Consider the following 19,807-nt stretch of genomic DNA (forward strand, 5'->3'; position numbering starts at 1 on the left):
ATTCAAAGGTCTATCCATGCTGAAACACCGTCTTGTCCTCGTCGCCAGCCTGTTGGCGTTTGTTGCCACTGGCGCATCGGCCGAAACGCCATGGACGGTGAAACAGGACTGGGTCAGCGCCCACGAAGCCTTTCTGGCCTCGGACGCCTTGCGCGGTCGCGGCAGCGCCACGCATGACGAGGCCGTAGCCGCCGCTTACGTGGCCGCGCAGTTCCAGAGCTATGGGCTGAAACCCGCACCTGGCATGGACGGCTATATCCAGACCGCCGGCGTCATCAAGCCGAAGATCAGCGGTCCGGTCAGCCTGAAAATCGGTGACGCCACGGCGAGCGACGGCTTTCGCCTGATCTATACTTCGGCCAAACCCGTCAGCGGCACGGTGGCGGTGGCCACCAGCGATGATCCGGCCAAGCTGCCGGTCGCCGATATCGTGCTCATCGCCAATATGGGCAAGGCGACCGCCGGTGGCTGGAGCCGGGCGGCTCTGGCCAAGGGCGCCAAGCTGGTCGTGTTCCGCGATAATGCCGCCTTGCAGGCGCGTTATGGCACCGGAGCCCGCGCGCCGTCTGTCGCCAGTTATCTCGAAGAGTCGCCGCCGAAATCCGGTCTGGCCGATATTGCCATCCTGCCGGCGAAGGCGTTTGATCGCTTCGTCGCTAACAAGGCCGCGACCGGCGCGCTCGATCTGGGTGAGGTGACGCTGGAAAAGGCACTGACGAGCAACGCCATCGCCTATCTGCCGGGCAGCGATTCTTCGGCCGGCGTGATTTTGGTCACCGCGCATCTCGATCACCTCGGCGTGCAGGCCGATGGCACCATCATGCACGGCGCCAATGACGATGCTTCGGGCACGGTGGCGGTTATGGAGGTGGCGCATGCTCTGGCGGCAGCGCCTCAGCCGAAACGCGGCGTGCTGTTCGTCGCCTACGGTTCGGAAGAAATCGGCGGTCTGGGTTCGCATTATTTCGCCGATCATCCGCCGATTCCGCTGGAACAGATCGTCGCCAATCTCGAATTTGAGATGATCGGTGCGCAAGATCCGAAGATGGCTAAGGGCGAGCTGATGATGACCGGCTTCGAGCGTTCCAATCTGGGCGAAACGCTGAAAGCCAGGGGCGCTTTGATCGCGTCCGATCCCTATCCGGAACAAAACTTCTTCGAGCGCTCGGACAACTACTCGCTGGCGCTCAAGGGCATCGTCGCGCACACGATTTCCGGCTGGGCCGTGACCCCGACCTATCATGACAAGACGGATGATATCGCTCATCTCGATCTACCGTTCATGACCGCCGCTATTCAGTCGCTGATCGTGCCGGTGGAATATCTGATCAACAGCGATTTCAAACCCGAATGGAAGCCGGGGGGAAAACCGGGCGCGAAGTAATCATCGGGCGTTCCCTTGGTTTTGTAACGCACACATCTCGCAGCCGTTACGGAGCTTGTTCGAGCAGTGACGCCGGCCCGCAGGGTAAGAAAAAAGCCCCCGCCATCCTTGGATGACGAGGGCTTGAGTTGGGCCAAAGAGGGTTGAGACTTAATCCTTGACCTTACTGAAATGCTGGTATGTCGTGGCATTGCGGTCCCAGACCTGACGGTCACGCACACTGCGCAGCAGCTTGACATATTCGGCATGTGACCAGGCCAGCGGCGTGGCGCTGTCGGTGCCTTCTCCCACCACATAGTCGTGCGCGGTCTTCGAGCCGACGCCATCATAGACCTGTTCGGGGATCATCAGGCCTTCGTTGGCAAACAGCTCCATGCCCCTGATATAGGTGCCGCGAAGGACGGCCACGTCGGCAACGCTGGCGCCGCCGGCTTTCAGGATGTCCGCCGCCAGTTCGTAATGGCCGCGTTCGCCGGTGAAGATCGGCCAGACGCGGCCGCGCTGATCCGGCGACATCGAGCCGTAATTTCCGCCGTTCGTGCCTTCACCATAGCCGTCATTGCCGTAACGTCTGAACCCGGGCACAGTCACGCCCGCGCCGGGGAAATGGAAATCGTAACGCACGCGCAGGCTGTCCGGCAGGGTCTGGTCGTCGATCACGGCCAGCGAAGCGGCGATGTCCTTGTCATCGGCTGGCCGCACACCATAGCGCACCAGCTCCAGGAAGCCAGCATCGACCATCAGGTCAGCGCGCAGACCCTTGAGGCCATTGCGATCATCGAGTGTGCCGGGATTATTGGCGTCGTCCGAACGCGAGATGCGCAGGAAATAGCTGGCGGGTTTATTGTCGCCGCGCAGCTTGCCGGTGGCGGTGAAAAGTCTCTGTTCCAGCTTTCCGGAATAATCATCGGCCTTGGCGGTGTAAAGCTTTGCGCTCTCGGAATCGCCTGCCTGTGTGGCCATATCAGCGGCAGCCACCAGGCCGGCGATCACCGCGGCGGTGGTGGAGGGCGAGTGGCCCTCCTGCTCTTCCCAGCGCTCCTGCTGGCTATAGGGCGGGGTGATGGTGGCGTGGTTCCAGTCGAGCCCGACCGTGCCGCCGTGGCTCAGGAAATCGGCGGCGGGCTTCAGCATGGTCTGCCACGAGGCCATCAGTTCGGATTTCGGGATCAGGCCCAGTTGCTCCAGACGGGCGCCGAGCAGGATCGGCATGGCGGTCTGGTCAAGCTGGACGCCGACCCATTCCGGCGTGCCGTCGACATGGGCCTTTTGCAGGAACCAGCCGGTGGCGCCGGTATTACCGGGTGTGCTGGCCTTGACCTGAACGGTCGGCAGGTAACGGAAGGCGGCGACCGGCGTTGCCTTGTCGCCCAGGGCGGCCAGCGCCATCGAGACCTGGTAGAAGTCACGTGGCCACACGGCCTTGTAGCCCGTGGCGGAGACATCAGCGGTGACCGTATCACCCCACGGATTGCTGAGCGAGGCGATCATAGCGCCGGCGGCGGTGTGGTCTTCCTGCACCTTCAGCATCAGGGCCGAAGCATAGAGCAGCTTGCCGTTGTCTTCCGAGATGGGAATGAGGCTTTTCAGTTCGGAGAGCGAGGCGAGGTAGTCCTCCCAGCCGACTGCCTTGCCCTCGCCGTTGAAGTTGGCCAGCACCTTGGCGTAGCCGGTCTTCAGACTGGCGGCGGATTCGGCGGCGGCGGCTTTCGGTGTGGCGCCGAAACCTACGGCCAGATCGACTGTGGTCTGCTTCGTCACGACCGGCAATTGACCCACCAGCACGATATTGCCCTTGTCGTTAGCCGCACTGTGCAGTTCACCCAGGGTCTGCGAAGCGGTCAGGCTGGCGATGCCATCGCTGACGCCGGTATAGCCGACAGTCGCTTTTTTGAAAGGCACGCTGGCCGAAAGATTGAGCGCCACATTTCCCTGCCAGGCTTGCAGGTTGGTGACGTTGGCGTGGCCCAGATCATCGCCGGATGTATTGGCCATCGACGGATCAAGGATGACATAGGGCGTGACTGGGCCTTTCAGCGCCTTGACCGTGACGCGCACCATCAGGGTCTGGCGATCGGGGTCGGTGAAGACGTCCTTGATGATGACGAAGCGGCCCTGCTTATCGGTATTGGTCAGGCGGTAGGCGGGCGAAAGCGGCCGGCCGGCCTTGTCGGTGTGGATATAGCTGACATGGCTGATGGTGTCGGTGCGCTCGAAAGCGGTCCAGCCCTTGCCGGTGACGGCGATCTGCAATTCGCGGATCTGCGCCTGATGGATCAGGCCGTACATGGTCTCGGTCACCACGCCCTCGGCCAGCGAGAACCATACCTTTGACACGGTGCCGGTAGTGGACTTGTCGGAGAACTGGAAATCCTTATAGGCCTCGTAAGCGCTGCCGATGCCCTGCTTGCCCGAATAGGCCCAGGGGGAGGGCTTGCCGGGACCATCCGTTGCCTTTGGATCGGCGATCACGGTCGGGTTATGATCGGGCATAGCCTCCTGCGCCAGGGTGGGCAGACCGGCGCCCACGGCCAGCAGGCTGACACAGGCGGCCAGAACATGTCTACGAACGCGGTATTCCATACGCTTCTCCTGCATCCGAAGCGCCGGTGCGGCTCGGATCTTATTGATTATAACCGCTTCGGTGCGGTGCTTGCGGTGATTATGTCAAAGAGCGGGGGTGTCGTCGCGCTGCATACGTATTCACGGCTTGAATTTCGTTATGAATACGAATCCAGCGAACTTACGGGACGGCGTGGGCACAAAAAACCCCTTGAACCGTTAGGATCAAGGGGGAGTTTATGTTGAGAAGATACCGCTTACAAACAGACGCCTGTAATTGGTGTATCCCGATCGCGTCACAACGATCGAAATGGCAGGATGGCGGGCAATGCAAAGACGTCCGGAGACAACTCGATTGACGGCCTGAAAAGAATGTGTAAGCGCTTACATCTGCTATCCAATACACACTGTGCACGGGAAAGAGACGCTTAAGTTTACGCAGTTGCCTCAACCTATCGTTTGCCTGGGAGACAGACAATTTGAATACGTATTCAGCCCCCGTTTGCGCCTTTGAATACGTATGCAGGCGCTTCATGGGCCCCGGAGGGCTTTTGCCGGGGGGACAATTGGCTTAAGCCCACAGTATAAAAATTACAGGACAGGAACATCGCTATGCTTTTCAGGCCGCGCCTTATGACCTTCGTTTTCCCCCTGCTCGCAGGTGCCGCTTTGAACGTGGCACCGGCCCTGGCGCAGGAGGCAGCACCGGCCGCCGATGTTTCACAGGCGTCGCAGGCGGCGCCGAAATTCCAGACCATCGCCAGCGCCGATTCACCCGGCAAGGTTTTGCATGTCGATGTGATGTTGAGCGGTGATGGCAACCTGTCCTATCAGATCACGCGCAACGGCCAGACGGTGATCGCGCCGTCGCGGCTGGGCCTCATCCTTGCCAATGCGCCGAAGTTCGACCGTTATTTCGCACTGGAAACCGCAAATGTCAGCGCGCATGATGACACCTGGGAACAGCCGTGGGGCGAGCGCCGTTTCACGCGCAATCACTATAACGAACTGCGCGTCAATGTCGTCCAGAAGACGTGGGACGACCGCAAGATGACCGTGGTTTTCCGCATGTATGACGACGGCTTGGGCTTCCGTTACGAATTCCCTGATCAACCGCAACTCCACAAGCTGGAGATCATGGACGAACTGACCGAGTTCGCTGTGGCCGACAAGGCGACCGCCTGGTGGGATGTCGCCGGCGAATGGAACCGCGAGGAATATCTTTATCAAAAGACACCGCTCGATGAGGTCAGCGAAGCCCAGACGCCGATGACCCTCAAGACCGACAAGGGGCTCTATATTTCGTTCCACGAAGCGGCTCTGGTGGACTATGCCGCCATGTGGCTGCGCCGCGTCGATGGCCAGCGTCTGAAAGCGCGCCTTGCCCCTTCGGCCATGGGTGCGCCGGTGGTGCGCGATGCGCCGTTCCCAACGCCGTGGCGCACGTTGCAAATCACCAATTCCGCCGCAGCGCTCTATAATGGTTCGGACCTGATCCTGAACCTCAACGAGCCCAACAAGCTGGGTGATGTGTCATGGGTCAAGCCGTATAAATATGTCGGCATCTGGTGGGGCATGCACCTCAACACTTGGACCTGGGAAGCCGGTCCACGCCACGGCGCCACCACCACCAACACCAAGGCCTATATCGATTTCGCGGCCAAAAATGGCTTCCGCGGCGTGCTGGTCGAGGGCTGGAACAAGGGCTGGGAAGACTGGTTTGGCAAGGGCTATAATTTCTCCTTCACCGAAAGCTATCCGGATTTCGATTTGCCCGCCATCTCCGCCTACGGCCTGAAGAAGGGTGTCCATCTGGTTGGACATAACGAGACCTCGGGCAATGTCTCGGTCTATGAGCCGCAGATGGAAGCCGGCTTCAAACTGTACGAGAAATACGGCGTCGATTCGGTGAAGACCGGCTATGTCGCCGATGCTGGCGGCGCCCGCGTCAAGGCGCCGGACGGCAGCATCCGCTACGCCTGGAACGATAGTCAGGAAATGGTGCGCCACTACCTGTTGAATGTGACCACAGCCGCCAAATATCACATCGCCATCGATACACACGAGCCGATCAAGGACACCGGCCTGCGCCGCACCTATCCGAACTGGGTGTCGCGTGAAGGCCAGCGCGGCATGGAATATAACGCCTGGGGTGAACCGCAGAATCCGCCGGAGCACGAGGCCAATCTCGTCTTCACCCGCATGTTGTCAGGGCCGATGGATTTCACGCCGGGAATCCTTAGCCTGCAAGGTCAAGGCAAGCCGATCGCCTCGACGCAGGCCAAGCAACTGGCGCTCTATGTCGTGCTCTATTCGCCGATCCAGATGGCGGCTGATTTGCCGGAAAACTACGCCAAGTACCCGAAGCCCTTCCAGTTCATCAAGGACGTGCCGACCGACTGGGAGCAATCGATCGCGCTGAATGGCGAACCGGGCGATTTCGCCACCATCGTGCGCAAGGACAAGGCGTCGGACGACTGGTATCTTGGTGCCGTGACCGATGAAAACGAACGCAGCGTCGATGTGCCTCTGACCTTCCTGGAGCCCGGTCGCAGCTATACGGCCCAGATCTACCGTGACGGTCCGAACGCAGGACTGACCGGGGATGCGCGCTTTGATATCGTCATCGAAGACAAGACGGTGACGGCGGCGGATACGCTGAAGGTGCGCATGGCGCCGGGTGGTGGCGAGGCGATCCGTTTCAAGGCGCTCGGTAAATCAAAAGCCAGAAAGTAGCCCTGGCTTGTCGATTAAGCTTTTTTCATAACTCCGAAAGCACTTGCTTTCACTCATAAATTTGTGTTGTCTCAGTCCTGGTCCGTGCAAAACGGACGAGGTTGAGGGATGATGGACAACATTTCGGGCAAGATAAGGCTGGAGGATCTGGCCAAGATTGCGGGCGTTTCGGTGGCGACGGTTTCGCGGGCGCTCAATGATTCGCCCGCCGTCAATCGTGTCACCAAGCGGCGTGTCTGGAAGATCGCCCGCGACCACAATTACGTGCTCAATCAGGACATGCCGATGTCGATGAGCGGCTCTCAGGCCACCATTGCCATCGTTATCCCGCCGCCGCATGGCCGCGAAGGTCGCTTTTCCGACCCCTTTTATCAGGAAATGATTTCGGCTGTGGGGGAGGCGGCGCGCGATATGGGCTGCGATCTCCTGTTGTCGCACCTGACGCCCAAAAGCCAGAACGACCTCGCTACCCTGATGGCCAATATCAAGGCCGATGGTGTCATCTTCCTTGGTCAGAGCTATCTGCACGATCGCTTCAACCACCTCGCCAATTCGACCAACAAGTTCATCGTCTGGGGCCAGGAACTGCCCGGTCAGAAATATTGCACGGTCGGTTCGAACAATTTGCAAGGCGGCACGCGCGCCACGTCGCACCTCGCCCGCCTGGGACGCAAGCGCATCGCCTATTTCGGTGAAACCGAAGGCACCGAGATGAAGCAGCGCTTTCAGGGCTACCTCAGCGCTCTGGCCGAAGCGGGTCTCACCTACGATCCGAAGCTTGTCGTACCCACGCATTTCGAACTGGCCTCGGCCGAAGCCGCCGTGCTTACGCTGATCAACAAGGGGTTGGCCTTTGACGGTCTGTTTGCCTGTTCCGATATCATCGCCTTTGGCGCTATTCGAGGCCTGATGCGCGCCGGCCGCAGCGTGCCCCATGATGTGTCGGTGGTAGGCTATGATAATATCCAGCTCGCGAGCCTCACCCGTCCGGCCCTGACGACAATTTCACAGGAGCTGGCGCGCGCCGGCAAGTTGATGGTGTCCAAGCTGATCGGCTCGATTTCCAACGACGACATTCACACTGAAATCTTGTCTACAGAGTTGGTGGTGCGCGAATCTTGCGGCGGCTGAGCTTGGGCGCAGCAGGAGTTTTACCTATGTTAGCGCTACATTTGCATAAATTTGCAATTTTTTAAACTTTTTGTCAAAAATGAAAAGCGCCCGCAATGCGTTATTGCGAAGCATTATTTGACAGATTGTATTATATATACGCGCAAGTTGTCGTGAAAAATGCGTTTTTCGTATCCTCAAAGCCACATTATTACAAATAGTACAGGTCTTAGAATGCAAAATTTTGCAAAGCCTTGCAAAAAATATGGTGTGCGATAGATAGTCGCCACAACAGACGCCGTCAGAGTGTCATTGAGGGTTGAGATGTCAAAAGGCGAATGTCCCGCAAAGAACGGGACAAGCGTTGTCATATCAAAACGCAACACCAGGAGGAAACTCACTATGCTTAATTCCAAGGGCCACACAGCAGCGTTCAGAGCACGCCTGCTGACCTGCGGCGCCACCGCGGCCATTCTGACGGCCTGCGCTTTCGCAGCGCCCGTTATGGCCCAGGATGCCGCTGCTGCCCCCGCAGAAGATACGACGACCATCGTCGTGACCGGCATCCGCCGTGGTATTCAGGACGCCATTTCCGCCAAGAAGAAATCCGCGCAGATCGTTGAAGCCGTGTCGGCCGAAGATATCGGCAAGCTGCCCGATGCCTCGATCGCCGAATTGATCGCCCGCCTGCCGGGCATCGCCGCCCAGCGCACAAATGGCCGCGCCCAGTCGCTTTCCATTCGCGGCCTTGGCCCTGACTATACCGTCACCACGCTGAATGGCCGCGAACAGGTCTCCACCGGCGACAACCGTTCGGTTGAGTTTGACCAGTATCCGTCGGAACTGATCTCGCAGGTTCTGGTTTACAAGACGCCGAACGCTGGCATGACCACGCAGGGCATCGCCGGTACGGCCGATCTGCAGACCGTCCGTCCGCTGGCCTATGGCAAGCGCGCGGCGGCGATCAATGTCCGTGGGGAGCAGAACAGCGAAGACGCGGCCATCGGCGGCATGAAGAATACCGGCAATCGGTATTCGCTCATGTATATCGACCAGTTCGCCAACAAGACCATCGGTCTGGCGCTCGGTTACGCCCATACCGATTCGCCCTATCAGGTGCAAAAGAAGGAGCCCTGGGGTGACGGCGGTTATCCGACCTGCGGCGCTTGTCTGCCCGCCGATCAGGATCTGCTGATCCTCGGTGGCGCCAAGGATGGCATCATCTCGTCCAACCTGACGCGCGATGGCTATATGGGTGTTCTGGAATGGAAGCCGAACGACCAGCTTCACATGACGCTCGACGCCTACCACTCGGATTTCCGCGAACTGCAAAAGATCGCCCGCATCGAGTATCCGCTGGCCTGGGTGATAACCAACTGGCGGCTGGCTATACTGCCGGCAACACCTTCGTCACGCACGGTGTTTTCAATAACGTCACGGCTGTGGTCGAAAACTACACCAATGACCGCAAGGCGTCGCTCGATGCCGTTGGCCTGAACACGCAGTACAAGCTCAACGATAACTGGGACCTGATGGCCGATCTGGCCTATTCCAAGGTCGAGCGCGACGACATCATCTTGGAATCGACCGCCGGCACCGGTTTTAACAAGAGCGGCCCGAAGGACACGATCACCTTTGATACGCCCGATGGATACGGCCTCTCAACGCTGTCCGGCGTGGTCGATTATTCCAACTTCGACACCACCTTCCTGACCGATCCGGGCGGCTGGGGTGGCCCGGTCGGCCGTGCCGGCTATGTCAAGGCGCCGCACATCGAGGACGAACTGACGACGATCAAGCTCGCCGCCACACGTCATCTTGATAACGTCTTCTCGAGCGTCAGCTTCGGTTATACCGGCACGCACCGCGAAAAGGACAAGAAGGGCGTCGAGGGCTTCATCACCCTGCCGTCCGGTATTCAGGCTGTCGTGCCTGAAAAGTATCGCATGGGCGTGACCGATGCCACCTTCCTTGGCGGTTCATCGGGCATGATCTCCTATGACAGCCTGGCGATGTGGAATGATGGTTATTTCGGCTTCGTGCAGGATGTCAGCCAGGATTCGGTCAAGCGCACCTGGAACGTCGATGAACATATCGATGTACTGTTCGTCAAGGCCGACCTCGATACCCAACTGTTCGGCTATCCGCTGACCGGCAATATCGGCGTCCAGTCGCAGCACGCCAAGCAGACGGCCAAGTCGTACTTCACCGATGGCACCGCCACCGGCACCAAGCTGAAATCGGAAAGCGCCGACTATACGGACATCCTGCCGAGCGCCAACTTCAACTTCGCCATTGCGGACGACATGACCCTGCGCGTCGGTGCCGGCGTCACCATCGCCCGCCCGCGCATGGACGATATGGCGGCCGGTGTCGGTTACGGGGCCATCGCTGACGGCAACCAGCCGGTTCAGTTCGGCGGCAATTCCTACTACTGGTCCGGTTCCGGCGGTAATCCGACCCTGAAACCCTGGAAGGCAACCGCCGTCGATATCTCGTGGGAAAAGTATTTCGGCCGCAAGGGCTATGTCTCGATCGCGGGCTTCCACAAGACTCTGAACTCCTACATCTTCAACCAGACCCTGCTGCGTGACTATACCGGCGCTGCCCTGCCGGCGAATGCCAATCCGGCGCTTTACAGCCTGGCCAACGCCAACCGCATCGGTACGGTTTCGGTCATGCAGAACGGCAGCGGCGGCTGGATCAAGGGGCTCGAAGCCACAATCTCCGTGCCGGGCGATATGGTCACGTCTTACCTCGACGGTTTCGGTCTGATCCTGTCGGCTGCTTTCAACAACTCGGAAATCAATCCGTCGGGCACCAACCCGATCGATCTGCCGGGCCTGTCGAAGAAGGTCATCAATACGACCATCTACTATGAAAAGTACGGCTTCTCCGCCCGGCTGTCCAACCGCTATCGCGGCGACTTCCTCGGCGAAGTGCCGGACTACACCAACAGCCTGCAAAGCCGTTATGTCGCGGCGGAATCCCTGCTCGACGCCCAACTAGGTTACGAGTTCCAGAGCAGCCCGTTGAAGGGTCTGTCGCTGTCCTTCTCGGCGACCAACATCACCAACGAGCCGTTCAAGCTCTACACCAAGGGCAATAAGAACAACGTGATGCGTCACGAAGTCTACGGCTCGACCTATCTGTTCGGCGTGAACTACAAGTTCTTCTAAGACGTTGAACATAGACAGTTGCACCCGCCGGTCTAACGATCGGCGGGTGTTTTTGTTGTGAAAAGTGTAAGCTTAAGAAAACCGAGGACATCATGCCCGCTGCCCCTATCAAAAAGATCGTCATTCTCGGTGGTGGCACCGCCGGCTGGCTGAGCGCAGCTATGATGGCGCGCGTGCTGGGCCGCACGGTTGATATCACCCTGGTCGAATCCGATGAGATCGGGATTGTCGGGGTGGGTGAGGCGACGATTCCGCCGCTGGTCAATCTGTTGGTGTTTCTCGGCATCAATGAAGACGACCTGCTGAAGCACGTGCAGGGCACCTTCAAGCTCGGTATCGAATTTCACGACTGGTATGAAAAAGGCCATAGCTACGGCCATATGTTTGGCGCACCCGGTAACCCGCTCGGAGTCCTGCCCTTCCATCAATACTGGCTACGGCAATATCAGGCCGGGAAGGCCGGCAGTCTGTGGGACTACAGCCTGAACGCGCTGGCGGCGCAGCAAAATCGCTTCGGTCGTCTGCGCACCATCCCCAATACGCCCAATATGGAGGGCATGAACTACGCCCTGCATTTCGATGCCAGCCTGCTGGCCCGATATGTGCGCGGCCATTGCGAAAAGCAGGGTGTCATCCGGCGCGAAGGCATGGTCAGCGGCGTCAATCTGCGCGGCACGGATGGCTTTATCGAAAGCCTGACCCTGCAATCAGGCGAGGTCATCAGCGGTGATTTCTTCCTCGATTGCTCCGGCTTTCAGGGGTTATTGATCGAAGGTGCCTTGAAATCCGGCTATGAAGCGTGGACGGAATTTCTGCCCTGCGATCGCGCTTGGGCGGTGCCGTGCCAAGCAGCCGGACCGCTGCGGCCCATCACCCGGACGCGCGCCCATACGGCCGGCTGGCAGTGGCGCATCCCCTTGCAGCACCGCACCGGCAACGGTCACGTTTTTTCCAGCGCCTTCATGGAGGCCGACGCGGCGCGCGATATCCTGATGAATAATCTCGATGGCGAAGCGCTGGCCGAACCGCGCCTGATCAGCTTTGTCACCGGCCGCCGCAAATCCTCATGGGTCAAGAACTGTGTCAGCCTGGGGCTTGCTTCCGGTTTTATGGAACCTTTGGAATCGACCAGCATCCATCTGGTGCAATCGGCGCTGCAGCGGCTGGCCCATATGTTCCCCGATACCGGATTCAACCAGCCGGAAATTGATGAATATAACCGCAAGACCAAACGCGAATACGAACTGATCCGCGACTTCCTCGTCCTGCATTACAAGGCGACGAAGCGCGATGACAGCCCCTTCTGGAACCATTGTCGCACCATGGCGATGCCCGATAGTCTGGCGACCAAGATAGACTATTTCCGCCAGCATGGCCGTGTCATGGTCGAGGAGGATGACCTATTCAAGGAGGCGAACTGGGTGCAGGTGCTGATCGGTCAGGGCGTCATGCCGGAAAGCTTTTCACCCCTGGCCCTGACCGTGCCGGATGACAGCCTTGCGGACTACATGGCCCATGTCCGGCAGATCTACGATACGCTTTTGCCGAAGATTCCAAGCCATGTCGATTACATCGCCCAGTATTGTCAGGCGTTTAAAGATTAGCCTTCAGCCACGCCGCCGCATCGGCGCGCAACGGCGCCTTTTTGCGGAAGGGCACGGAATAGACCGCCGCCGTATCCTGATGGGTCAGGCCGTCATAAAGCTGCAAGGTCACGTCGGTGCCAGCGGCCTTCAGGCGCGTGTCGAGATTAACGGCATTGTGCACGCCAACCACCGTATCTGAGCGGCTTTGCTGGAGCAGGAATTTGGTATCGACTTTGCGCGCATAGTGGATGGGTTGCGTCTCTTCCGGCTTTGGCCATTGACCAAAGGCGTCTTTCGAGGCCTGAACATCGAAGGGGTAGAAGTCGTAGGGTCCGGCAATGCCGACGCAAACCTTGAGCGGCGATGGCTCACCAAGATAGCGTGGATCAAGCGCCATCATCGCCGCGGCATAGCCGCCGGCCGAATGACCGATGACGCCGAGTCGCGAGAGATCGCCGCCGTGTTCGGCCGCATGGGCCATGACGTGCTTCACAGCCCGCGCATTGTCTTCGAGAAAAGCCGGATAGACGACATCCGGCACCAGCCGGTAATCTGGAATGGCGACGAGATAACCGAGCGCCGCCAGGGCATGACCCATCCAGGCGTAGTCGGATTTTGCGCCGGTATTCCAGCCGCCACCATAGAAAAACACCAGCACCGGCAGGTTCCTGGCCACACCCTTCGGTGCATAGAGATCATAGGTCTGACGCGGCAGGTTGCCATAAGGGACATCGCGCGCCACGCGCACCGCCTCGTCCTTTGGTGTCAGGGTGTTGAACAGGCTGAGCGTATTGCAGCCCGCCAGCAGGGTGCCGATACCGCCAAGACCGAGAGCGGACAGAAGGGTGCGTTTCGTCAAGATCATCTCGTTATCGACTTAAAGCTGGCGCTCGATTTTTCGGTCGGCGGCTTAGGGCACAGGCGCATGCCCTTGAAAAACAGGATCGCGGCCTCCCAATGGATACCCCACACCACCTTCAGCGTCATCAGCGGCATGGCGAAAAAAGTCGTAACAAAGCGCTGTCGCGCAAGGCTTCGCGTTTGGCGGTGAAGCCGGCGAACAGCATGTCGCGGAAAATGCCGCCATCCGTCTGCTGTTTGAGGCGGATATTGAGCACGAAGGTATCTTCCGGCGGGATCAGCTCGAAGTCATAGGCCATGTCCATATCCATGAAGGGCGAGACATGCAGGCGCTTGTCAGCGGCCTGATGGATAGGGCGATGGGTCTGATTTGAGACGTTTTGGCGCACCGGCAGGACATAGGAATGACGGTCGCCGAAGGTATTGTTGACCTCATAGACCACGGCCTTCATCGCGCCATCCGATGCTTGCACGAAATAGAGGCTGATCGGATTGAACACGAAGCCGAGAATGCGCGGCATGGCCAGCAGGAACAGGCGATCGCTATTGACGTAGAAGTCCATGCCCGGCCAGCAGGCGGATCATTCGGTCCTTGAGCGTGCCGGTATGCGCGGCGGCCTTGTCGGGGCCATGATCGCGGTCATAGAAGCCGAACAGGTTGAAGCGATTGCGCGACAGGCATTTGGTCTGTTTCAGGTCATCGTCCAGACGGTCAAGATCCAAAAGCACCTGAAAGATGCGATAGTTCAGGCGATGCTGTTTCGGGGCGAAACGCTGGTGCATCACGTCGCCGACATAAAGGCCCGCTTCGATATGGGGCGCCGCCATTATTCGGCGGCCGCCAGAACCGAGTCAGGCGCCCATGGATTGTAGCGGATGCGGCTCTGGCTCCAGTCGAAATCCCAAGGCCGGCGTTTTCCGGTGATCGCTTCGGCGACCGCCAGCCCTGATTGCAGGCCATCCTCATGGAAGCCAGAACCAAAATAGGCGCCGCAGAACCAGCTTCGGTTCTGGCCCTGCAAATCGCCAAGCCGCTCTTGCGCCGCTATGGCCTCGCTGTTGAAAAGCGGATGCTCGAACACGATGCGCTTGATGACCTTGGCCGGATCGACGGCGTGCGTCGGGTTGAGCGTGACAAAGTAGTTCTTGTCGGTTTTCAGCACCTGCAACAGGTTCATCCAGTAGGTGACGCAAAGCTGTTGCTCGTTGGAGGCCGAGCGCTCGCCCATATAGTTCCAGCTCGACCAGGCGGCGCGTCGCTTCGGCATGAAGGCGGTGTCGGTGTGCAGCACCACCTCGTTCGGCGTATAGGTGAAGGCTTTCAGCGTCTCGACCTCGGCTTCGGAAGCGTTGGCCAGCAGGCTCAGGGTCGTGTTGGCATGGGTGGCGAAAACCACCTGATCGAAGGCGTGTTGCTGACCATGCTGATCGACTAGCACCACGCCGTTACGGTCGCGCTGCACGGTGCGGATGGCGGTTCTGGTGACGATGCGATCGGCAAAACTGGGGGTCAGTTTTTTCAGGTAGGCCTGCGCCCCGCCTATGACGCTGCGCCACAGGATGCGGTCCATGATCTGCAACAGGCCGTGGTTTTCGAAGAAGGCGATGAAAGCGCGGAACGGATAGTCCATGATCTGATTGGCCGACGTTGACCAGATGGCGGCGGCCTGCGGCAACAGGTGATCGTCGATAAAGGCGCGGCCGTAATTGCGGTCCTTGAGATAGTCGCCCAAGCGGTAATCCTCGCGGGCGCGGGCGGCCAGATCCTTCGGCGCCTCACGATAAAAGCGCATGATGTCGAGGAGCAGGCTGATGAAGCGCGGGCGGAACAGGTTTCGCGTCTGGGCGAACAGGCCCTTCAAACCGAGGCTGGAATATTCCAGCTTACCCTTGTCGATCGACACGCCGAACGACATGTCGGAAAGCTGATGCTCGACACCGAGGTGCTTGAAAAGCTGGACAAGGTTCGGGTAGCACGGCTCATTGAAAACGATGAAGCCCATATCGAGCCACAGCGGCTTTTGCTCACTGCCGATATTGATGGTGTGACTATGACCGCCGACCTCGGCTTCGCTCTCGAAGACCGTGATATCGCAGGTGTCGTTCAGCATCCAGGCCGCCGACAGGCCGGCAATGCCGGTGCCAATGATGGCGACACTTTGCTTTTTTTGCGGGATGGAATCGAACATGGTGGCGTTGCTGTCTTGGCTTGTCATGAAAGGTCTACGCGCCACACCCTGACACGGATCACCGCCTTATGTCCTATCTTTAGGAAACTATTCCGTATGCGTCATGATCCATTCCGCTGGTGGCGGCGTAAACTCCCTGAAACAGCAAAAATCTGATGCGAATTTCTGATACGGGATAAAATGCTCTTTGACCGCGCCCTCACAATCGGGTCTTCTGCTCGCATGACAGTCATGCCTTCGGAAGACACCCAATCTGCGGAAATGCTCATCGCGCGCATTGCCTCGGAAAAGGATCGCGCCGCCTATGCCGCCCTCTTTACGCGCTTTGCCCCCAAGCTCAAGGCATTCGTGATGGGGCAGGGCATGACGGCGCAGGAAGCCGAAGATCTGGCGCAGGAGGCCCTGCTCAATGTGTGGCGCAAGGCGCACCTGTTCGATGCCTCCAAGGCGACGGCGGTGACCTGGATATATTCCATCGCCCGTAATCTGCGCATCGATGCGGCGCGCAAGGCCAAGCGCGTCAAGGAATTGCCGGAAGATCTGTGGCAATCCGAAAAGGAAAAGGGCGCCGATGACCTGCTGGTCGATGCTCAGGCGGCCAGCAATATCACGCATCTGCTGGAAACCTTGCCGCCCGAGCAGAAAACCATTCTGCGTCTGTCTTTTTACGAGGACCTGTCACATGGCGATATCGCCAAGGCCTTGTCCATACCCCTGGGAACCGTCAAATCCCGCCTGCGCCTGGCGATGACCCGCCTGCGCACGGCTTTTGGCGATACGTCCCGTTCCGGAGATACAGTATGAGTACCGTTCACCATCCCGGTGAAGACCTTTTGTGGGATTATTTTCGTGGCGCGCTGGCGCCCGGCCTGCGCCTGAGCGTGGCGACCCATCTTGAGCTATGCCCGCATTGCCGCGCCGATCTGCAGCTTTTCAGCGCCGTCGGTAGCGCCATGCTCAACGAGATAGACGGCGTTGCCCTGTCCGAGAGTGCGCTGGATCTGGCGCTCGCCCGTATCGAGCGTCCGGAGAATGCGCGACCGGCGCCGGTGGCAAAGCTGGTGAAGCAGCCCGCCTTCCTGGACGGTTTCGAGTTGCCGGACTCGCTGAAACAGGTGCGCGTGAAAAACCGTTACTGGGTCGCGCCCGGTGTCTGGCTGGCGCCGGTCGATCTGCCGGAAGCCGCCAAGGGCGCCAAGACCTATCTGATGTACGTCAAGGCGGGCATGGCTATGCCGAACCATACCCATCGCGGCCGTGAAATCACCGTCATGCTGCAAGGCACCTATGTCGACCATAAAGGCCGCTACGAGCGTGGTGATTTCGCCATGTGCGACGACAGCGACGACCGGCACAATCCGATTATGGAAGGCGATGTCGATTGCCTGTGTCTGGTGGCGCAGGAAGCTGCCATCATCCCGCAAACCTGGCTGGGCTGGCTTCTCAAACCCGTTGCGCGGATCTAAGCTTTTGCTTTTACGTGCTTTTTCATCTGAAAAATGCGTCACACTTTTTGGAAAGCGCCAGGCATGAAAAACTTCGCGGCCCTTTACGGCATCAGTTTCGTTATCCTCGGCGTGCTCGATTTTATCTGGCTGACAACCATGGGGGACAGCCTTTACCGCCCTGCCATGGGCGGCATGATGCGCGCCAAACCGGACCTCACTCCAGCCGCCATCTTCTATGTGCTTTATGTTTTTGGCCTGACTTACCTGGTGACATGGCCAGCGCTTTTTGGGCCAGCACTTTTCGGCGGTTCCGGTCACGTCTCTCTGGTCAATCTGGCGATCAAGGCTGGCCTGTTCGGGCTGGTGGCCTATGGCACCTATAATCTGACCGGGCTTGCCGCCATCAATGGCTGGCCTCTGCGCCTCAGCCTCATCGATATGTCATGGGGCACGCTGGTCACGCTGGTCACCGCTTGCGGTTCGGCCTTCCTGCTCAAGGTTATGGGTTGGGTCCGCTAGGTCGGCCCATAGCGTTAGCCACCTTGGAACGCGGCGGCCGGCCAAGCACATCCGAAATGAACCATGCCGCGCGCACCACCTCGTCGATATCGACACAGGTATCTATGCCCAGCCCGTTCAGCATATAGAGCACGTCTTCGGTCGCCACATTACCACTGGCGCCGGGCGCATAGGGACAGCCGCCGAGCCCACCCACTGAGGAGTTTATGGTAGTAATTCCGTAATCGAGCGAGGTCAGGATGTTGGCCAGGGCCTGACCGTAGGTGTCATGGAAATGGACGGCCAGTTTCTCGCGCGGCACACGCGCGGTAACGACATCGAGCAGTCGCTCAACATCAGACGGCGTGCCGACGCCGATGGTGTCGCCCAGACTGATTTCATAGCAGCCAAGATCGAGCATTTTCACCGCCACCTCGGCGACCTTTTCCGGATCAATGGGGCCTTCATAAGGACAGGCGATGACGGTCGAAACATAGCCGCGCACGCGGATGCCCTGCGCCCGCGCCGATTGTGTCACCATGCCGAAGCGCTCCAGGCTCTCATCAATGGAGCAGTTGATATTGCGCTGGCTGAAGGTCTCCGAAGCCGCGCCGAAAATGGCCACCACATCGGCCCTGGCGTCGCGCGCCGCTTCATAGCCCTGCAGATTGGGCGTCAGGACGGGGTAGGTGGTGCGGGGAGCGCGCCCTATGCCGGCCATGACCGCCGCCGCATCGGCCATTTGCGGCACCCGTTTCGCGGATACAAAACTGGCCGCCTCGATAGAGCTCAGGCCGCTATGGGTCAGGAGATCGATCAGCGTGATCTTGTCCTCGACCGTGACCATATGCGCCTCGGCTTGCAGTCCGTCGCGCGGCCCGACTTCATAGAGCTTGATTTTTGACGGCCTCATCTTGTTTCCTCAAACAGCTCCCGACCGATTAGCATCCGGCGGATTTCCGATGTACCGGCGCCGATCTCATAGAGCTTGGCGTCGCGCCATAGCCGGCCGGCAGGATAATCATGGGTATAGCCGTTGCCGCCAAGACATTGAATGGCCTCTCCCGCCATCCAGGTCGCTTTTTCGGCGGCGTAAAGAATGCAGCCGGCGGCGTCCTTGCGCGTGGTTTCACCGCGATCGCAGGCCTGCGCCACGGCATAGACATAGGCGCGGCAGGCAGCCCAGGTCGAATACATGTCGGCGATCTTGCCCTGCATGAGTTGGAAGGTGCCGATGGGGCTACCGAACTGTTCGCGCTCGTGGATATAGGGGATCACCACATCGAGGCAGGCGCGCATGATGCCGAGTGGTCCGCCGGACAACACGACACGCTCATAATCGAGCCCCGACATCAGCACGCTTGCGCCGCGACCGACGGTGCCCAGAACATTCTCCTCTGGCACCTCGCAATCGGTGAAAACAAGCTCGCCGGTATGCGATCCGCGCATGCCCAGCTTGTCGAGCTTCTGCGCCACCGCGAAGCCGGCAAAGCCCTTTTCGATCAGGAAGGCCGTCATGCCTTTCGAACCGGCGGCGGGATCGGTCTTGGCGTAGACGACCAGCGTGTCGGCGTCGGGGCCATTGGTGATCCACATTTTCGAGCCGTTGAGAATGTAGCGGTCGCCCTTTTTGTCGGCGCGCAGTTTCATGGACACGACGTCCGAACCGGCGCCGGTTTCCGACATGGCCAGGGCGCCGATGTGCTCGCCGGAAATCAGCTTGGGCAGATATCTCGCTTTCTGGGCGTCATTACCGTTACGGACGATCTGGTTGACGCAGAGGTTGGAATGCGCGCCGTAAGACAAGCCTATCGAGGCCGAAGCGCGGGAGATTTCTTCCATGGCGATTGTGTGCGCCAGATAACCCATATTGGCACCGCCGAACGCTTCCGGCGCGGTCAGGCCAAGCACGCCCATATCCCCCATCTTGCGCCACAGGTGCATGGGGAATTGATCATCGCTGTCGGCCTCTGCGGCCAGCGGCGCAATCTCGATCTCGGCGAACCTGCGCACCCCTTCGCGCAAGGACTCGATGTCCTCGCCATGGCCGAATTGCAGATGAGGGAAATCGATCATCGCCTGTTTTCCTTCTGCCCGCTTGCCGGGCCTTTGTTTTAAGAGAGGAATCCACAGATTTCACAGATTAACACATATTTTTCAGTTCTTTAATTTCATGCGGCGTGCCGAATGGCCGCTTGATTGAGCGCGAGAGCGCTCTCTTAATCTGTGTCAATCTGTGCAATCTGTGGATTCC

17 protein-coding genes are annotated in these 19,807 nt (G+C 59.2%); 9 read left to right on the forward strand and 8 right to left on the reverse strand.

The features are described 5' to 3' along the window. Positions 1-16 precede the first annotated feature (16 nt). On the forward strand, positions 17-1,384 hold the full coding sequence (locus ABQ278_RS01265; protein ID WP_349320841.1) for a M28 family peptidase: 1,368 nt from the start codon (positions 17-19) through the stop codon (positions 1,382-1,384). 150 nt (positions 1,385-1,534) lie between these two features. Here ABQ278_RS01265 and ABQ278_RS01270 read toward each other — a convergent pair whose 3' ends face one another. Then, positions 1,535-3,967 carry a glucan 1,4-alpha-glucosidase gene (locus ABQ278_RS01270; RefSeq protein WP_349320842.1) on the reverse strand — a complete coding sequence of 811 codons (2,433 nt, stop codon included), beginning with the start codon at positions 3,965-3,967 and terminating at the stop codon, positions 1,535-1,537. A 612-nt stretch (positions 3,968-4,579) separates the two neighbouring features. Here ABQ278_RS01270 and ABQ278_RS01275 point away from each other — a divergent pair. The 5 genes from ABQ278_RS01275 to ABQ278_RS01295 all read left to right on the forward strand — a co-directional run bounded on the left by ABQ278_RS01275 (position 4,580) and on the right by ABQ278_RS01295 (position 12,575). After that, on the forward strand, positions 4,580-6,682 hold the full coding sequence (locus tag ABQ278_RS01275) for a glycoside hydrolase family 97 protein (RefSeq protein ID WP_349320843.1): 2,103 nt from the start codon (positions 4,580-4,582) through the stop codon (positions 6,680-6,682). A 108-nt stretch (positions 6,683-6,790) separates the two neighbouring features. Next, positions 6,791-7,813, forward strand: a complete 1,023-nt coding sequence (locus tag ABQ278_RS01280; RefSeq protein ID WP_349320844.1) for a LacI family DNA-binding transcriptional regulator — start codon at positions 6,791-6,793, stop codon at positions 7,811-7,813. A gap of 381 nt (positions 7,814-8,194) precedes the next feature. Next, positions 8,195-9,289: a TonB-dependent receptor plug domain-containing protein gene (locus ABQ278_RS01285; RefSeq protein WP_349320845.1), complete on the forward strand. Its 1,095-nt coding sequence runs from the start codon at positions 8,195-8,197 to the stop codon at positions 9,287-9,289. After that, positions 9,235-10,971, forward strand: a complete 1,737-nt coding sequence (locus ABQ278_RS01290) for a TonB-dependent receptor (protein WP_349320846.1) — start codon at positions 9,235-9,237, stop codon at positions 10,969-10,971. The genes ABQ278_RS01285 and ABQ278_RS01290 overlap by 55 nt, the downstream gene beginning before the upstream one ends. 92 nt (positions 10,972-11,063) lie before the next feature. Then, on the forward strand, positions 11,064-12,575 hold the full coding sequence (locus ABQ278_RS01295) for a tryptophan halogenase family protein (RefSeq protein ID WP_349320847.1): 1,512 nt from the start codon (positions 11,064-11,066) through the stop codon (positions 12,573-12,575). On the opposite strand, the gene ABQ278_RS01300 is transcribed toward ABQ278_RS01295, so the two are convergent. From ABQ278_RS01300 to ABQ278_RS01320, 5 genes are read right to left on the reverse strand one after another with little or no spacing between them, the layout of a single operon-like run. Further along, positions 12,565-13,422 (reverse strand): alpha/beta hydrolase, encoded by an 858-nt coding sequence (locus tag ABQ278_RS01300; RefSeq protein WP_349320848.1) that lies wholly within the window; start codon positions 13,420-13,422, stop codon positions 12,565-12,567. The two genes, ABQ278_RS01295 and ABQ278_RS01300, sit on opposite strands and share 11 nt — an antisense overlap. Beyond that, positions 13,419-13,553, reverse strand: coding sequence for a DUF1365 family protein (locus tag ABQ278_RS01305; RefSeq protein WP_349320849.1), 135 nt, complete (start codon positions 13,551-13,553; stop codon positions 13,419-13,421). The genes ABQ278_RS01300 and ABQ278_RS01305 overlap by 4 nt, the downstream gene beginning before the upstream one ends. Further along, the gene (locus ABQ278_RS01310; protein ID WP_349320850.1) at positions 13,544-13,981 is read right to left on the reverse strand and encodes a DUF1365 family protein; all 438 of its coding nucleotides are present in this window, start codon (positions 13,979-13,981) and stop codon (positions 13,544-13,546) included. Before ABQ278_RS01310 ends, ABQ278_RS01305 begins: the two co-directional genes overlap by 10 nt. Further along, entirely contained in the window at positions 13,962-14,246 is a 285-nt protein-coding gene (locus ABQ278_RS01315) for a DUF1365 family protein (RefSeq protein WP_349320851.1), read from the reverse strand. Before ABQ278_RS01315 ends, ABQ278_RS01310 begins: the two co-directional genes overlap by 20 nt. Then, complete coding sequence (locus tag ABQ278_RS01320; RefSeq protein WP_349320852.1) at positions 14,246-15,634, reverse strand: FAD-dependent oxidoreductase; 1,389 nt, start codon at positions 15,632-15,634, stop codon at positions 14,246-14,248. Before ABQ278_RS01320 ends, ABQ278_RS01315 begins: the two co-directional genes overlap by 1 nt. 195 nt (positions 15,635-15,829) lie before the next feature. Between ABQ278_RS01320 and ABQ278_RS01325 the strand changes: the two genes are divergently transcribed. From ABQ278_RS01325 to ABQ278_RS01335, 3 genes are all read left to right on the forward strand, one after another. Beyond that, positions 15,830-16,411 (forward strand): sigma-70 family RNA polymerase sigma factor, encoded by a 582-nt coding sequence (locus tag ABQ278_RS01325; protein WP_349320853.1) that lies wholly within the window; start codon positions 15,830-15,832, stop codon positions 16,409-16,411. Beyond that, positions 16,408-17,073, forward strand: coding sequence for a ChrR family anti-sigma-E factor (locus ABQ278_RS01330; RefSeq protein ID WP_349320854.1), 666 nt, complete (start codon positions 16,408-16,410; stop codon positions 17,071-17,073). The genes ABQ278_RS01325 and ABQ278_RS01330 overlap by 4 nt, the downstream gene beginning before the upstream one ends. A gap of 63 nt (positions 17,074-17,136) precedes the next feature. After that, the gene (locus ABQ278_RS01335; protein WP_349320855.1) at positions 17,137-17,574 is read left to right on the forward strand and encodes a DUF2177 family protein; all 438 of its coding nucleotides are present in this window, start codon (positions 17,137-17,139) and stop codon (positions 17,572-17,574) included. Here ABQ278_RS01335 and ABQ278_RS01340 read toward each other — a convergent pair. Next, positions 17,555-18,466, reverse strand: a complete 912-nt coding sequence (locus ABQ278_RS01340) for a hydroxymethylglutaryl-CoA lyase (RefSeq protein ID WP_349320856.1) — start codon at positions 18,464-18,466, stop codon at positions 17,555-17,557. The genes ABQ278_RS01335 and ABQ278_RS01340 overlap by 20 nt on opposite strands. Beyond that, positions 18,463-19,626 (reverse strand): isovaleryl-CoA dehydrogenase, encoded by a 1,164-nt coding sequence (locus ABQ278_RS01345; RefSeq protein ID WP_349322192.1) that lies wholly within the window; start codon positions 19,624-19,626, stop codon positions 18,463-18,465. The genes ABQ278_RS01340 and ABQ278_RS01345 overlap by 4 nt, the downstream gene beginning before the upstream one ends. Positions 19,627-19,807 lie beyond the last annotated feature (181 nt).

The organism is Asticcacaulis sp. MM231 (genome assembly GCF_964186625.1).
GTDB lineage: Bacteria > Pseudomonadota > Alphaproteobacteria > Caulobacterales > Caulobacteraceae > Asticcacaulis.

Bases quoted from the DNA above. Each gene is read 5' to 3' on its own strand.
- ABQ278_RS01265 (WP_349320841.1), top strand. From the start codon at position 17: ATGCTGAAACACCGTCTTGTCCTCGTCGCCAGCCTGTTGGCGTTTGTT.
- ABQ278_RS01270 (WP_349320842.1), bottom strand. From the start codon at position 3,967: ATGGAATACCGCGTTCGTAGACATGTTCTGGCCGCCTGTGTCAGCCTG.
- ABQ278_RS01275 (WP_349320843.1), top strand. From the start codon at position 4,580: ATGACCTTCGTTTTCCCCCTGCTCGCAGGTGCCGCTTTGAACGTGGCA.
- ABQ278_RS01280 (WP_349320844.1), top strand. From the start codon at position 6,791: ATGATGGACAACATTTCGGGCAAGATAAGGCTGGAGGATCTGGCCAAG.
- ABQ278_RS01285 (WP_349320845.1), top strand. From the start codon at position 8,195: ATGCTTAATTCCAAGGGCCACACAGCAGCGTTCAGAGCACGCCTGCTG.
- ABQ278_RS01295 (WP_349320847.1), top strand. From the start codon at position 11,064: ATGCCCGCTGCCCCTATCAAAAAGATCGTCATTCTCGGTGGTGGCACC.
- ABQ278_RS01300 (WP_349320848.1), bottom strand. From the start codon at position 13,422: ATGATCTTGACGAAACGCACCCTTCTGTCCGCTCTCGGTCTTGGCGGT.
- ABQ278_RS01305 (WP_349320849.1), bottom strand. From the start codon at position 13,553: ATGCCGCTGATGACGCTGAAGGTGGTGTGGGGTATCCATTGGGAGGCC.
- ABQ278_RS01310 (WP_349320850.1), bottom strand. From the start codon at position 13,981: ATGGACTTCTACGTCAATAGCGATCGCCTGTTCCTGCTGGCCATGCCG.
- ABQ278_RS01315 (WP_349320851.1), bottom strand. From the start codon at position 14,246: ATGGCGGCGCCCCATATCGAAGCGGGCCTTTATGTCGGCGACGTGATG.
- ABQ278_RS01320 (WP_349320852.1), bottom strand. From the start codon at position 15,634: ATGACAAGCCAAGACAGCAACGCCACCATGTTCGATTCCATCCCGCAA.
- ABQ278_RS01325 (WP_349320853.1), top strand. From the start codon at position 15,830: ATGACAGTCATGCCTTCGGAAGACACCCAATCTGCGGAAATGCTCATC.
- ABQ278_RS01330 (WP_349320854.1), top strand. From the start codon at position 16,408: ATGAGTACCGTTCACCATCCCGGTGAAGACCTTTTGTGGGATTATTTT.
- ABQ278_RS01335 (WP_349320855.1), top strand. From the start codon at position 17,137: ATGAAAAACTTCGCGGCCCTTTACGGCATCAGTTTCGTTATCCTCGGC.
- ABQ278_RS01340 (WP_349320856.1), bottom strand. From the start codon at position 18,466: ATGAGGCCGTCAAAAATCAAGCTCTATGAAGTCGGGCCGCGCGACGGA.